Origin of the sequence: Croceicoccus esteveae, from assembly GCF_031846435.1 — a bacterium.
Classification (GTDB): Bacteria; Pseudomonadota; Alphaproteobacteria; order Sphingomonadales; family Sphingomonadaceae; genus Croceicoccus; species Croceicoccus esteveae.
This window is the reverse complement of the sequence record NZ_JAVRHS010000005.1, coordinates 45,367-59,011: the sequence shown is the minus strand read 5'-3', so window position 1 is coordinate 59,011 and position 13,645 is coordinate 45,367. Positions and strand designations below refer to the sequence as shown.

The following is a 13,645-nucleotide window of genomic DNA, read 5'->3' as shown; positions in this document are numbered from 1 at the left end:
GGCATTATCGCTCCTTGGCAATTGTCAGGCCGCAAGCGGCGCGATCAGAAAGGCGGACCTGCGCGCAGCATCATCCTCGTAGGCGCCAATCGCGTCGATGCGCGCCAGGGTAAGTCCGATCTCGTCCAGACCGTTCAGCAGGCAATGCTTGCGAAATGCGTCCGTGGCAAAGGAAAACCGGTCCTGCAACGGCGTGGTCACAGTCCCATTCTCCAGATCTACCGTGATTTCAAGGTCCTGCGCCACATCCAGCAGCCGGTCGATCTGGGGCTGGGGCAAGGCGACCGTCAGAATACCGTTCTTGAATGCATTGCCTGAAAAGATGTCGGAAAAGCTCGGCGCAATTACGACGGTGATGCCCAGGTCGAGCAAGGCCCAGGCCGCATGTTCGCGGCTGGACCCGCAGCCGAAATTGTCACCCGCAATCAGGATCGGCGCATGCGCGTACCGAGGGTCGTCGAAGACATTGCCAGGCACTGAACGGACCGTTTCAAAGGCGCCTTCGCCCAGACCGTCCCTCGATATAGTTTTCAGCCAACGGGCGGGAATGATGACGTCGGTGTCGACGTTCTTGGCACCAAAGGGAATGGCGCGGCCCGACACGACATGGATCGGTGTCATCTTGCAGCACCATCAGCATTGCCCGACAAGAAGGAGCGGTTTGACGATCCAGTCATGAGCCGCTGCCCGTCATGTCTGCCCCTGTGGTGCCCGTATCGCTCGTGCCGGTTCCGGCTTGCGCCGTGCCTGCAACAGCGTTTGCGCTGCTGGCCGGCTGGTCAGCGCCTGCCGTGGTTCTGCTGGTGCTGGCACGGACCTTCTCCTTGGCGACCCGTTCCTTGCGTCGCGATGTGTAGAGAAGTGCAGCAACCAGTGCTGCCGACCCTATGGTCGCACCGGCCATGGCGGCCTTGCCGGTCCAGTCATTGTCATCGCTCATGCCTGTGATCTCCTTACCCGCTGTGTCGACTGTTCTGCGCAATTGCGAACCGATTGCAAGTCCGCTGTTGGCATCACGCCGGCACCGGCGCACCGGGCAGGGGTGCCAGCGTGCGCGCATCGGTAAGCCGCCCGGTAACGGCCGCTGCTGCTGCCATGGCCGGCGACAGCAGATGGGTACGCGCGCCGGGTCCCTGCCGGCCAACGAAATTGCGGTTGGAAGTAGAAGCGCAGCGTTCGCCTGGCGGGACCTTGTCAGGGTTCATGCCCAAGCACGCCGAACAGCCCGGCTCGCGCCATTCCAGCCCCGCCTCGACGAAAATGCGGTCAAGCCCTTCGGCCTCGGCCTGACGCTTTACCAGCCCCGACCCCGGCACGACGATCGCCCAGCGCACATTTTCGGCTTTCCTGCGGCCATTCAGGACCGCAGCGGCGGCACGCAGATCCTCGATCCGGCTGTTGGTGCATGATCCGATGAAGATATTCTGCACCTCCACATCCGCCAGCGCCATACCCGGCTGCAGCCCCATGTAATCGAGACTGGCCTGAGCAGCCCTTTGCTTCGACGGGTCGGCAAAGCTGCGCGGGTCGGGGACACGTCCGCCGATCGCCACCACATCCTCGGGGCTGGTGCCCCAGGTGACGGTCGGTTCGATGTCCTCGGCGCGGATGGTGATCGAACTGTCAAAGACAGCGCCGGGATCGGTCGGCAAACTGCGCCACCAATCCACGGCGGCGTCCCACTGCGCACCTGTTGGCGCCACCGGTCGGCCTTGAAGATAGGCATAGGTCTTGTCGTCGGGAGCGACCAGCCCGGCACGCGCGCCGGCCTCGATCGCCATGTTGCAAACAGTGATGCGCCCCTCGATGCTCATCTGCCGGAACACTTCACCACGAAACTCGATGACATGGCCGGTGCCGCCCGCCGTTCCAATGGTGCCGATGATGTGCAGCACCACGTCCTTGGGCGTGATGCCCGCGCCAAGTGCCCCTTCGACCCGGATCTCCATGGTTCTGGATGGGGTCAGCAGCAGCGTCTGCGTGGCAAGCACATGCTCCACCTCGCTGGTGCCGATGCCGAATGCCAGCGCGCCAAGACCACCGTGTGCTGCCGTGTGCGAATCGCCACACACGATCGTCGCTCCCGGCAGGGAAAATCCCTGCTCCGGCCCGATGACGTGAACAATGCCCTGTTCAGGGTCGGCGTCCCCGATGTAGCGAATACCAAATGCCTGCGTATTTGTTTCCAGTGCCGCCAGCTGCGTTGCGCTTTGCGGATCGAGAATGGGGATGCGCTTGCCAGACGCGTCGCGCCTCGGCGTCGTCGGCAGATTATGGTCAGGCACTGCCAAGGTGAGGTCGGGCCGCCGCACCGTGCGCCCCGCGTTGCGCAGCGCCTCGAATGCCTGAGGGCTGGTGACTTCATGAACGAGATGCCGGTCGATATAGATGAGGCAGGTGCCGTCCTCCCGACGCTCCACAACATGGGCGTCCCAGATCTTTTCGTAAAGCGTGCGTGCAGGTGCATCAGTTTGTTTGGCCATGCTGCCGATCTTGGCCCTGCGGAGGTGCAAAAGCAAGATCGGCAGGGGCCGGGCGGGTCTTCGCGGAGCCGGAATCACGCGGTTGCCAGGATGCTCCAGCAACAGCAACGGCACCCGATGCGCGCACGATTAGGCTGGCCAGCAAAGCCTGCCTGTAATATGATGCGCGCCATCATGTCTCCTGCCGAAAAAATCCTGATCGTCGTGGCAAGTGCGCTTGCCATGGAAGGTGTTGCCTGGTCGGCGCACAAGTACATCATGCACGGCTTTGGCTGGGGTTGGCATCGCGACCACCATGAACGGCATGACGGCTTCTTTGAACGCAACGACTGGTACGCGCTTGTGGGCGCGGCAATGTCGATCTCCATGTTCGCCATTGGCAGCACGCTTGTCATGGGGGCAAACGCATGGGCGCCGGGAACGTGGATCGGGATGGGCATTCTGGTTTACGGCATCATCTACACGCTGGTCCACGATGGGCTGGTGCATCAGCGCTGGTTCCGCTTTGTGCCGCGCCGCGGGTATCTGAAGCGGCTGGTTCAAGCCCACAATCTGCACCACGCTACCCAAGGCAAGGAAGGCGGCGTCAGTTTCGGCTTCATCTTTGCGCGTCACCCACAACGCCTTAAGCAGGAGCTGGCTCGGCAAAGGCAGGAAGGGCGCGCTCTCCTGCGAGACGGGTTTGTGCCTTCGCACGAAGCGTCCGACAGCATGAGCGCCACTCGCTCCACCGCTGCCTGATCCGTCTGACCGGTCAAGGCGCCATTCAAGACATGCAGCGTCAGCCGGATGCGACCCGGCTGGCGGTTTCGCGGATAAGTGCGATCATGTTGGGAATGCCCTGCGTCCGGTTCGAGGACAGCTGATTGCCAAGGTCGAACGGGGCGAGCCTGTCGGCGATATCGATCTTGATCACGTCATCGGCCGGACGGTCCTGCACGGTCGCAAGAACAAGCGCGATGATCCCCTTCGTGATGGCAGCGTTGGAATCGGCAAGAAAATGCAGCCGGTCGTCCGGTGTCTGCGTCGGATAGACCCAGACAGAAGCCGAACAGCCCCGCACCTGCGTCGCCTCTGTCTTGAGCGCGTCCGGCATCGGGTCGAGCTCACGGCCAAGTTCGATCAGCAGGCGATAACGTTCGTCGCCTTCGAGAAACTCGTATTCTTCCTGAATATCGTCGATGTTGCGCATCAAAAACCGCTAAACCCGCGCGCATGCTTATTCAAGCGGCTCCTTGAAACTCGCCGCAAGACCAGCATGCCTGCGCCAATGGCGTCAGGACGGCGCATCCCTACGTCCTGTCGGGTTCACGCAACGCTTCGATATCCTGCGCAAGGCCAATCCGACGCCGTTCCTCGGTTGCGATCCGTTCCAGCGTTTCCACCCGACCCTGCAGTGCCTCGACGCGGTCCTTCAACTCCTGCACTTCCTGTTCGTCGGGCAGCGCCGCGGGATTGGCCTCGTTCCTGACGCGGCGCACCTGTGCCAGAAAAACGATAAGGACGATCAGGACGGCGGCGGTCCAGAAACCCATTGCGCAATGCTCCTGCAAAATTCATGTCGTTACGTCGCTGCGGCGGCCAGTCATCAGGCCTGGATGCGGGTCAGGGTTCAAGCCCGTGCCTGATTTCCTGCCGCTGCGACCTGGCAAGCGGCTCATCATTGCTTTGCCTGTCGTCGTGTGCAACCTCGCGTTTCCCGGACAGCGCATCGATCTGTTGTGCAAGGTCATATCCGCTGCTCGTCACGATCCGCTCCAATACGCGGACACGTTCCTCAAGCTCCTTGTTCTTTATTTCGCCAGAGCTGTTTGCATCCAGCGCATGCCGGGTGTGGAGCAATCGTGCCTCCATCTCTGCCAGCTTTTCGCGATGACGGATCCACATCCACAAACCGCCCAGCCCGAAGGGCGCGAGCGGGATTGCCAGACCCATGATTGCTGCCAGCTCCATGTGTTCTCCCGATGTCGCACCGTCGGCGACCCTGCCCGCAAGCTTTTGACCCGCTGCCTGAAACCACCAGCTGCTCAATTGTGCAGCCGGTGGCGTCGTGATTGATGTCAGCGCAGCTTCTCGATTTCCTGCGCCAGAGTGCGGTTGGTGTCGACGTAGTGTTCCTCCACCCTGGCAAGGCGACGGTCGACATCACGCAGGCGGCCTTTTACATCCCGGGCCGAAGCTGACGGAGACTGCCGCACGCCCTGCCAGAATTTCTGCTCCTGCGCATCGGCATAGAGACGGGCAGGCTTCTTGGGGGCAAGCATTCCCATGGCCATGTAGAGGATCAGCGGCCAGCCCATGGTGATGGTGAACAGGACGAACCCCAGCCGCACCCAAAAGGCATCAACGCCGGTATAATCGGCAATACCCGAACACACGCCGAGGACCTTGCCATCGACCTTGTCTCTGTAAAAGCGGGTGTGCTGCGTTGTCATCGCGTGTTCCTTTCATGCAGTTTGCGGTCGAGTTCATCAAGCCTGGCTCGATCCGCCTCCTGATCGGCGACCAGTCGGAGGCGGTCATCGCGGTGCCTGTCAATCGATGCTTCGAAACGCGGGTCGTCTGCGGCCACCAGCCGCTCCACCGTTTCCATCCGCTGATCAAGCCGGCGGGCAAGCTGGTACAGCTCTTCGAGCATGGCTTCGTCACTGTCGGTCAGGCGAGGCGTGGTCTTCCACTTCGTCAGATAATGGAACAGCATCCACGGGAGCGCAATGACGATGAGCAGGCCAACAAGCAGTTCTTCCATGGTCTTCAATCCTTCGCGAGATCAGTGTCGGAGTTGCGCGCCATCATGCGGCGCATTTCGGCCAGTTCGGCGTTGATCGCATCGTCGCTGGCAAGCGCGTCGATCTGTTGCGACAGGTCCGGCTCCCCGCCTGCGCCAAGCCCGGTGCGATACAATGCCTCTGCCCGACCTTCGGCAAAATCGACCCGGCGTTCAAGCTGGTCGAAACGGGCGACCGCCTCGTCTACGCGTTCTGTCGAAAGCAGCGCACGCAGCTTCACGCGGTTTTCGGCGCTTTCCAGCCGCGCTGCGATCTGCGTCTGACGGCTGCGCGCTTCACGCAGGCGGCTTTGCAGCTTGAGGATGTCCTGGTCGCAGGCACGCAGCGCTTCATCGAGCACGGCGATCTCCTCGCGCAGCTGTCGCTGCGTATCGGCCGCCCGCCTGCTCTCCACCAGTGCGCCACGGGCAAGGTCTTCGCGGTCGCGCGAGAGGGCAAGCTGCGCCTTGTCCCGCCAGTCCGCTTCCAGCTGCGCAAGCTGCGCACAATGGCGTTGCATCTCCTTTTGATCGGCAATCGTGCGGGCAGCGCTGGCGCGCACGTCCACCAGCGTATCTTCCATCTCGACAATGATCATCCGCACCATCTTGGTCGGGTCATCGGCACGGTCGAGCAGGTCCGAAAAATTTGCCGCGATGATGTCGCGTGTGCGAGCGATGATGTTCATGAGTGGAGCTCCATATTTGCTGTTCCGGGTCCAGCGAATGCCTTCGGCGCGCCAGCGGCCAGCCCAGTCCGCTTCCGACCATTGATCGTTCGTGCCCTGAGCGGCATAGCGGTCGCGCTCCACCAGATCCGACCGTGCCGCACCGGGCGATTGTAGACGGTCGATCTCGGCGTCGAGGCGCGTGCGCTTGCGCTCGGTTTCGGCAGGGGCATCCCGTTCCGGCTCCAGTCTGATATCTTCTGTCATGCAGGCTCCTGATGGTCAGCAACGGAACTGGCGATTGCCGCAAGGCTGCCGCGCTCAGCCGTTTATCCTGTTTTAACCAAGCAAGGCCTGTGCCAAATCGCGATGAGCCGAATCTTTGGACTTTGCGTTGCCACAGCAAATGCCGGCTTGATAATAACTTACCACTTTATGGCAAATGGCGCTATATTTTGGCAATGGATCGTGAAACGCAACTGATTGGCCAGTCATCAGCGATGCTCGACGCGGTGGAGCGGGCCAGTCGTGCCGCCGCGCTGACCCGCCCGGTGCTGATCGTGGGGGAGCGCGGCACTGGCAAGGAACTGATCGCGGAACGGCTCCATCGTCTTTCGGATCGCTGGGGCGAACCGCTGGTGGTGATGAACTGCGCAGCCTTGCCCGAAAGCCTGATGGATGCCGAACTGTTCGGGCACGAGGCCGGCTCGTTTACCGGCGCCACGCGTGCGCGCGCCGGCCGGTTCGAGGAAGCGCATGGCGGCACTCTGTTCCTCGACGAACTTGGCAGCCTGTCGGCAGCGGCGCAGGACCGCCTGCTGCGGGCAGTCGAATATGGCGAGGTAACGCGGATCGGCGCTTCCAGACCGCGCAAGGTCGACGTGCGGATCGTTGCTGCCACCAATGCCAACCTTCCCGCGATGGCAGGAGAAGGTCGGTTTCGCGCCGATCTCCTCGACCGGTTGAGCTTTGAAGTCATTACTTTGCCGCCGTTGCGGGCGCGTGAAGGCGACGTAGCGGTGTTGGCCGACTTCTTCGCGCAGCGCATGGCGGCCGAATTGCACTGGACTGCCTGGCCCGGTTTTACGCCCGAGGCACTGACGGTGCTGGAGCGGCATGGCTGGCCCGGCAATGTGCGCGAATTGCGCAATGTGGTGGAACGCGCGGTGTATCGCTGGGACTATCCGCAGGAGCCGGTGGGAGGCATCGTGCTCGATCCGTTTCAATCCGCATGGGCGCCAGACACGCCTGCGCCCGACAGGCTTGCGCAGGATAGCGGACGTGAGACGGTTGATGCAGATGCAGGCGCTTGCCCGCAGGATCGAGCGGATCTTGCCACGGCAGACCTCGCCACGGCGGATCAGGCTGCCAATGTCACGAGCGACCTGCGCAGCGCTGTGGCAGAGCATGAACGTGCGTTGTTGAAGGGTGCTCTTGAGCGGCATCGCTGGAACCGGCGGCACGCGGCAAAGGCGCTTGGTCTTACTTATGACCAGTTGCGTCACGACTTGCGGCGGCATGGCCTGTCGAGGCGCAGCCCTGCTTCGTGAGCGAGGGCGCAAGCACCCATGCTCCATCGGCATGACGCGTCGTCTTTTCGGCTTCTGGCTGATCCTGCTTGCCAAACTTGGCATGAAGGGGTATGCGCATCCAATCCCGACATTGTCATGGCAAGGTCCGGGCCGGTTCCAAGAGCCGGCACGATGGTTCGGCTGTGGCTGAACCGCATCATGATTTCATGTCGCGATCATTTTTTTGCCTCCGCCTGCTGGTGGCCGGCGCATAGCTGAAGGATACGCAATCTTGGTCGAAATGGACCGCATCACTGCCATGATCCAGGAAGAGGCACGTGGTTGCGGCTATGATCTGGTGCGGGTGAAGCTGTTCGGATCGGATGATGAGCGCACCTTGCAGGTCATGGCCGAAGATCCGGCGACAGGGCAACTGGTGATCGAACAGTGCATGGCGCTGTCCCGCCGCATTTCTGCCGCGCTGGATGCAGCAGAAGAAGCAGACGACGATCTTATCCATGGCGCTTACCGGCTGGAGGTCAGTTCACCCGGGATCGACCGGCCCTTGACGCGGGAACGCGATTATACAGACTGGGCCGGGCACGAAGCGCGGGTGACGCTCGACAAGAGCGCCGAAGCGCCATCAGGCAACCGACGCACTTTTCACGGGGACATATTCGGCATTGCAGACGGTCTGGTGCAGCTGGACGATCGCAAGCAGGGCCGCGTGGCCATCCCCTTTGGTGACATCCATGCAGCCAAGCTGGTGCTGACTGATCGGCTGATCGCTGCTACCGGACCCGTCGATGCCAGCGGCGCCGATGAAATAGAAGACGATTTGGAAGAACAGGAAGACTGATCATGGCTAGTGCGATTTCCGCCAACCGTGCCGAGCTGCTCGCCATTGCGACATCGGTCGCAAACGAGAAGATGATTGATAAATCCATCGTCATCGAGGCGATGGAGGAGGCGATCCAGAAGAGCGCCCGCAACCGTTATGGCGCGGAAAACGACATCCGGGCCCGGCTGGACCCCAAGACAGGCGATTTGCGCCTGTGGCGTGTCGTCGAAGTGGTTGAGGAGGTCGAGGACTACTTCAAGCAGGTGAACACCGAGCAAGCGCAGAAGCTGCAGGCCGATGCCAAGGTTGGCGATTACCTGGTCGATCCGCTGCCGGCGGTTGATCTGGGACGCATCGATGCGCAGTCGGCCAAGCAGGTCATCTTTCAGAAGGTCCGCGACGCCGAGCGCGAGCGCCAGTTCGAGGAATTCAAGGACCGCGCGGGCGAGATCATTACCGGTGTCATCAAATCGGTCGAGTTTGGTCATGTGATCGTCAATCTTGGTCGGGCTGAGGGCATCATCCGCCGCGATCAGCAGATCCCTCGCGAAGTTGCCCGCGCCGGTGAGCGTATTCGCGCGCTCATCATGAAAGTGGAGCGCAACAACCGAGGTCCGCAGATTTTCCTGAGCCGCGCACATCCCGATTTCATGCGCAAGCTGTTCGCGCAGGAAGTGCCCGAAATTTACGACGGCATCATCGAGATCAAGGCGGCCGCTCGCGACCCCGGTTCCCGCGCCAAGATCGGTGTCATCAGCCATGACAGCAGCATTGATCCTGTCGGCGCCTGCGTTGGCATGAAGGGCAGCCGCGTTCAGGCCGTCGTGCAGGAAATGCAGGGCGAGAAGATCGACATTATTCCCTGGAGCGAAGACACTGCGACTTTCATCGTCAACGCGCTGCAGCCGGCGACGGTTTCGCGTGTCGTCATCGACGAGGAGGAAAGCCGGATCGAGGTTGTCGTGCCAGACGATCAGTTGTCGCTGGCCATCGGGCGGCGTGGGCAGAATGTCCGCCTCGCTTCGCAGCTGACGGACAGCCAGATCGACATCATGACCGATCAGGAATCGAGTGAAAAGCGGCAGAAGGAGTTTGCCGAGCGGTCCAAGATGTTCGAAGAAGAACTGGACGTCGACGAAACGCTGTCGCAATTGCTGGTCGCCGAAGGGTTCACCGAACTTGACGAAGTCGCCTATGTGGACCCTGAGGAAATTGCCGGCATCGAAGGCTTCGACCGGGAACTTGCCGAGGAGCTGCAGTCGCGTGCGGTCGAGGCGCTGGAACGGCGTGAGGATGCGTTCCGCACCGAACGCCGCGAACTGGGCGTTGAGGATGCCTTGGCAGACATTCCGCACCTGACAGAAGAAATGCTGGTGACGCTTGGCAAGGCGAAGATCCTGACGCTTGACGATCTTGCCGATCTTGCCACCGATGAGCTGGTGCAGAAGCGTCGGGCCGAAGTGCGCCGGCGCGACAGTTCGACCGCGCCCAAGCGGCCGCAGCGGGCTGAGGACAAGGGCGGCGTGCTGGGCATTTACGGCCTTTCGGATGAGCAGGGCAACGAGATCATCATGGCGGCCCGGGCCCACTGGTTCGACGATGACGAAGATGCGGGGGATCCTGCGGCGCAGGAAGTGGGTTCCGAGCAGGGCGGTCACGGTAGTGACGAGTCCGAGAATGACGCGGCATTGACCGCATCTTCCGCAGCGGAGCCGGAAACACAGGAGGCCGCCGATGCGGAATCCTCACAATGATACGCTGACGCCCGACAGCTTTGATGAACTGACGGATCGGGGCACTGCGTCCCGGTCCGCCCGTTCCCATCCCGAACGCCGCTGTGTCCTTGGCGGGAACACCGGCCCGCGCGAGACAATGCTTCGCCTTGCCGTCGGTCCCGATGGCGTGGTCCTGCCTGATGCCCATGCGCGTGCACCTGGCAGAGGCGCGTGGCTGGCCGTGTCGCGGACCGGACTTGAAGAGGCGATGGCAAAGGGCCACCTCAAGGGTGCGCTGGCGCGTGGCTTCAAGGGCGCTGCTCTCATCATCCCGCAGGACCTTGGTGAGAGGGCGCAGGCTGCGTTAACTCGCGCTTTTACGGATCGGCTGGGCATTGAGTGGCGCAGCGCAAAGCTGCTGGCAGGATCGGACCGGATTGCAGAGCAGGCTCGCGCAGGCCGGGTATGCTGGCTTGCGCATGCCGCCGACGCACGCGAGGATGGATGCAGGCGGCTGGATCAGGCCTGGCGGGTAGGCAGCGATGCGGAGGGCTCTGCCCTTGCGGGTGTGCGCTTGCCACTGGACCGGGCGGCCCTGTCTGTGGCATTGGGTCGGGAAAATGTGGTGCATCTGGCGTTGACAGATGCAGCAGCGGCAAAGCGCGTCTCTGTGCTGCTGACGCGCTTGCTTCATTTCTCCGGGCGGGGCGAACCTGAATTGGATGAAGTCGGATCGGAGGCGGCAATGCCGCGGCCGGTTGAGTACAAGGGCATGCAAGGCGGGACCAGAACATTCTCCGGTCCCGACCCTGGTCCTGTTGATGACAGCCGGCGCGAACCTGATGCAGATGCGGTGCGCAAGGCCGATGCTGATGGTGCTGACCGACACTGAAAAGATGCGCTGCGCTGCACGGCGGCGCGGATGATGACGAAGATTTCCGAAGGGCATGTTGACCAGATGAGCGAAGACGAAAAAGCCACCCGTACCCGCAAACCGCTTGGATTGAAGCGTGCTGTGGAATCGGGCGAGGTCAAACAGACCTTCAGCCACGGCCGGACCAACAAGGTGGCGGTCGAGGTCAAGCGTAAACGCAAGCTGTTGAAGCCATCCGATGCGTTGGCCGAAAACGCGTCCCCGCCGCCAGCGGTGAGCGAAGTTGTGGACGCGCCTGCCGTACCCGCTGCGGCTCCGCCTGCGCCGGCTGCCGCGCCCACGCCTACGCCTCCACGCCGGCCGGTCGCCAGCCGCGAATCGCGCCAGGAAACACAGGCCCGACTGCTGCGCGAAGCAGAGGAAGCTCGCCTGGCAATGCTTGAGGAAGCGACTCGGCGCGAGCGTGAGGAAAAGCAGAAAGCGCAGGACGAGGAAAAGCGCCGCGCCGACGAGAACCGCAAGTTAGAGGAGCAGGCTGAGCAGGAAGAGGCCGCAGCCGCTTCGGGTGCCGCCGTCGAGGCCAATGTGTCTGCCGGGGAAGCACAGGCCGCAGCAGAAGCGACTGGCCCGACCGCGGCCGCCGACGCCGCGGTGCAAAACCTTTCCGAGCAGGAAGCCGGGCAAGCGGGCGAGAGCGCAGCACCTGGCGAAGGAGCAGCGCCGGGCGAAAGGGAAGCCGGCACCGACGAAGCACCCGCTTCGGCTCCGGCGCCGCGCCGGTTTACGCCGATCAAGCGGCCTGAAATCAAGAAGCCCAAGGAAGAAAAGAAGGTCGTCAAGGCCGATGCCCGGGACGATCGGCGCAAGGGCGGCAAGCTGACTGTCAACAAGGCGCTGAACGAGGACGAGGGTGCGCGTGCCCGCAGTCTTGCTGCATTGAAGCGTGCCCGCGACAAGGAGCGCCGCTCGCATCACCGCGGTCCCGCGCAGCCGCGCGAGAAGCAGGTACGCGACGTCATCGTTCCAGAGGCAATCACGGTTCAGGAACTTGCCAATCGCATGGCCGAAAAGGGTGCGGATCTGGTCAAGGCGATGTTCAATCTTGGCATGCCGGTGACGATCACGCAGACTATCGATCAGGATACAGCTGAACTGCTGGTCGAGGAGTTTGGCCACAACATCCAGCGTGTGTCTGAAGCCGATGTCGATATTGTCACGACAGATGATGTCGATCCCGAAGAAACGCTGAAACCAAGGCCGCCGGTTGTCACGATCATGGGCCATGTCGATCATGGCAAGACCAGCCTGCTGGACGCCCTGCGCGGCACCGATGTGACCCGCGGCGAAGCAGGTGGCATCACGCAGCATATCGGCGCCTATCAGGTGAAGACCAAGGGCGGCGATATTGTCACCTTCCTCGATACACCGGGCCACGAAGCGTTTACCGAGATGCGGATGCGCGGTGCGAACGTGACCGATATTGTCGTTCTGGTGGTCGCGGCGGATGACGGATTGATGCCGCAGACGATCGAGGCGATCAACCACACCAAGGCGGCCGGCGTGCCGATGATCGTTGCCATCAACAAGATGGACAAGCCCGAAGCCAAGCCGCAGCGCATTCGCGAACGCCTGCTGGAGCACGAGATCGTGGTCGAGGAGATGAGCGGCGACGTGCAGGATGTGGAAGTGTCGGCCAAGACGGGTGATGGGCTCGACAAGCTGCTCGATGCCATCAATCTGCAATCGGAACTGCTGGAACTGAAGGCTCGTCCTGATCGGGATGCCGAAGCCACCGTGGTGGAAGCGAAGCTCGACAAGGGCAAGGGCCCGCTTGCGACTGTGCTCATCAATCGCGGCACGTTGAAGCGGGGCGATATCTTTGTTGTCGGAACGCAAAGCGGCCGCGTGCGCGCCTTGCACGACGACAAGGGGCGTCAGGTGAAGGAAGCCGGGCCGTCGATGCCGGTCGAAGTGCTTGGGCTTGGTGGTGTGCCACGTGCCGGTGATACGCTGACCGTGGTGGAGGATGAGCAGCGCGCCCGCGAAGTGGCCGAATACCGGCAGGAAAAGGCGGACGAGAAACGCACGACCGTCGCGCCGACGAACATCGACACGATGTTCTCCGCGCTCAACACCAGCGTCGTCGAGTTCCCGGTTGTCGTGAAGGCCGATGTTCAGGGTTCGGTCGAGGCGATCACCACTGCGCTCAACCGCCTGTCCAACGATTTGATCAAGGTCCGCATCCTCAATTCAGGTGTCGGCGCGATCACCGAAAGCGACGCAACGCTTGCTGCCGCGTCGAACGCGCCAATCATCGGGTTCAATGTGCGGCCCAACGCCAAGGCGCGTCAGCAGATCGAGCGGAACAAGGTGGAGATGAAATATTACGATGTCATCTATCATTTGACCGAAGCGATCGCGAAGGAAATGGCGGGCGAGCTTGGACCTGAACGGATCGAGCATGTGGTGGGCCGCGCCGAAGTGAAACAGGTGTTCCCCGCCGGCAAGCGCGACAAGGCCGCTGGCCTGCTTGTGGTCGAAGGAACGATCCGCAAGGGACTGTTCGCGCGGCTTACCCGTCAGGACGTCATCGTCTCGGCCACGACCATCGCCTCGCTGCGCCGGTTCAAGGACGACGTCGCCGAGGTGCGCGCAGGGCTCGAATGCGGTGTGGTGCTGGAAGACACCAACGACATCAAGGCCGGCGATATGCTTGAGGTCTTCGAAGTGGAGGAACGCGAACGCACGCTTTGACGACGGCGACCACTTCATGAGCCATGCCGACG

The 13,645-nt window shown here is 62.2% G+C and carries 15 protein-coding genes; 6 read left to right on the top strand and 9 right to left on the bottom strand.

Translation table 11 applies throughout. From position 1 onward, the window contains the following. Positions 1-24: 24 nt before the first annotated feature. The 3 genes from leuD to leuC form a co-directional block, all read right to left on the bottom strand. Positions 25-621 carry a 3-isopropylmalate dehydratase small subunit gene (gene leuD, locus RM533_RS07770; protein WP_311340662.1) on the bottom strand — a complete coding sequence of 199 codons (597 nt, stop codon included), beginning with the start codon at positions 619-621 and terminating at the stop codon, positions 25-27. A 52-nt stretch (positions 622-673) separates the two neighbouring features. Continuing rightward, on the bottom strand, positions 674-940 hold the full coding sequence (locus RM533_RS07765; protein ID WP_311340661.1) for a hypothetical protein: 267 nt from the start codon (positions 938-940) through the stop codon (positions 674-676). A 73-nt stretch (positions 941-1,013) separates the two neighbouring features. After that, positions 1,014-2,483, bottom strand: a complete 1,470-nt coding sequence (gene leuC, locus RM533_RS07760; protein WP_311340660.1) for a 3-isopropylmalate dehydratase large subunit — start codon at positions 2,481-2,483, stop codon at positions 1,014-1,016. Positions 2,484-2,642: 159 nt separating this feature from the next. Between leuC and RM533_RS07755 the strand changes: the two genes are divergently transcribed. Beyond that, positions 2,643-3,224, top strand: coding sequence for a sterol desaturase family protein (locus RM533_RS07755; protein WP_311340659.1), 582 nt, complete (start codon positions 2,643-2,645; stop codon positions 3,222-3,224). A 40-nt stretch (positions 3,225-3,264) separates the two neighbouring features. Here the strand turns inward: RM533_RS07755 and RM533_RS07750 are convergent, their stop codons facing one another. The 6 genes from RM533_RS07750 to RM533_RS07725 all read right to left on the bottom strand — a co-directional run bounded on the left by RM533_RS07750 (position 3,265) and on the right by RM533_RS07725 (position 6,185). Further along, on the bottom strand, positions 3,265-3,675 hold the full coding sequence (locus RM533_RS07750) for a SufE family protein (protein ID WP_311340658.1): 411 nt from the start codon (positions 3,673-3,675) through the stop codon (positions 3,265-3,267). A gap of 100 nt (positions 3,676-3,775) precedes the next feature. After that, complete coding sequence (locus RM533_RS07745) at positions 3,776-4,018, bottom strand: hypothetical protein (protein WP_311340657.1); 243 nt, start codon at positions 4,016-4,018, stop codon at positions 3,776-3,778. 70 nt (positions 4,019-4,088) lie between these two features. Continuing rightward, a complete protein-coding gene (locus RM533_RS07740) occupies positions 4,089-4,514 on the bottom strand; it encodes a hypothetical protein (RefSeq protein WP_311340656.1) in 426 nt (141 codons plus the stop codon). A gap of 29 nt (positions 4,515-4,543) precedes the next feature. After that, positions 4,544-4,918 (bottom strand): envelope stress response membrane protein PspC, encoded by a 375-nt coding sequence (gene pspC / locus RM533_RS07735; protein ID WP_311340655.1) that lies wholly within the window; start codon positions 4,916-4,918, stop codon positions 4,544-4,546. After that, a complete protein-coding gene (pspB, locus tag RM533_RS07730) occupies positions 4,915-5,232 on the bottom strand; it encodes an envelope stress response membrane protein PspB (RefSeq protein WP_311340654.1) in 318 nt (105 codons plus the stop codon). The genes pspC and pspB overlap by 4 nt, the downstream gene beginning before the upstream one ends. Positions 5,233-5,237: 5 nt before the next feature. Then, positions 5,238-6,185, bottom strand: coding sequence for a PspA/IM30 family protein (locus RM533_RS07725; protein WP_311340653.1), 948 nt, complete (start codon positions 6,183-6,185; stop codon positions 5,238-5,240). A 194-nt stretch (positions 6,186-6,379) separates the two neighbouring features. Here RM533_RS07725 and pspF point away from each other — a divergent pair, with 194 nt between their 5' ends. From pspF to infB, 5 genes are all read left to right on the top strand, one after another. Next, positions 6,380-7,468, top strand: coding sequence for a phage shock protein operon transcriptional activator (gene pspF, locus RM533_RS07720; protein WP_311340652.1), 1,089 nt, complete (start codon positions 6,380-6,382; stop codon positions 7,466-7,468). Between the two features lie 262 nt (positions 7,469-7,730). Beyond that, positions 7,731-8,288, top strand: a complete 558-nt coding sequence (locus RM533_RS07715; RefSeq protein WP_311340801.1) for an LSm family protein — start codon at positions 7,731-7,733, stop codon at positions 8,286-8,288. A 2-nt stretch (positions 8,289-8,290) separates the two neighbouring features. Further along, entirely contained in the window at positions 8,291-10,024 is a 1,734-nt protein-coding gene (gene nusA, locus RM533_RS07710; RefSeq protein ID WP_311340651.1) for a transcription termination factor NusA, read from the top strand. Next, a complete protein-coding gene (locus RM533_RS07705; protein ID WP_311340650.1) occupies positions 10,005-10,877 on the top strand; it encodes a DUF448 domain-containing protein in 873 nt (290 codons plus the stop codon). The genes nusA and RM533_RS07705 overlap by 20 nt, the downstream gene beginning before the upstream one ends. 66 nt (positions 10,878-10,943) lie before the next feature. Continuing rightward, positions 10,944-13,613, top strand: a complete 2,670-nt coding sequence (gene infB / locus RM533_RS07700; protein WP_311340800.1) for a translation initiation factor IF-2 — start codon at positions 10,944-10,946, stop codon at positions 13,611-13,613. The last annotated feature ends 32 nt before the right edge of the window (positions 13,614-13,645 follow it).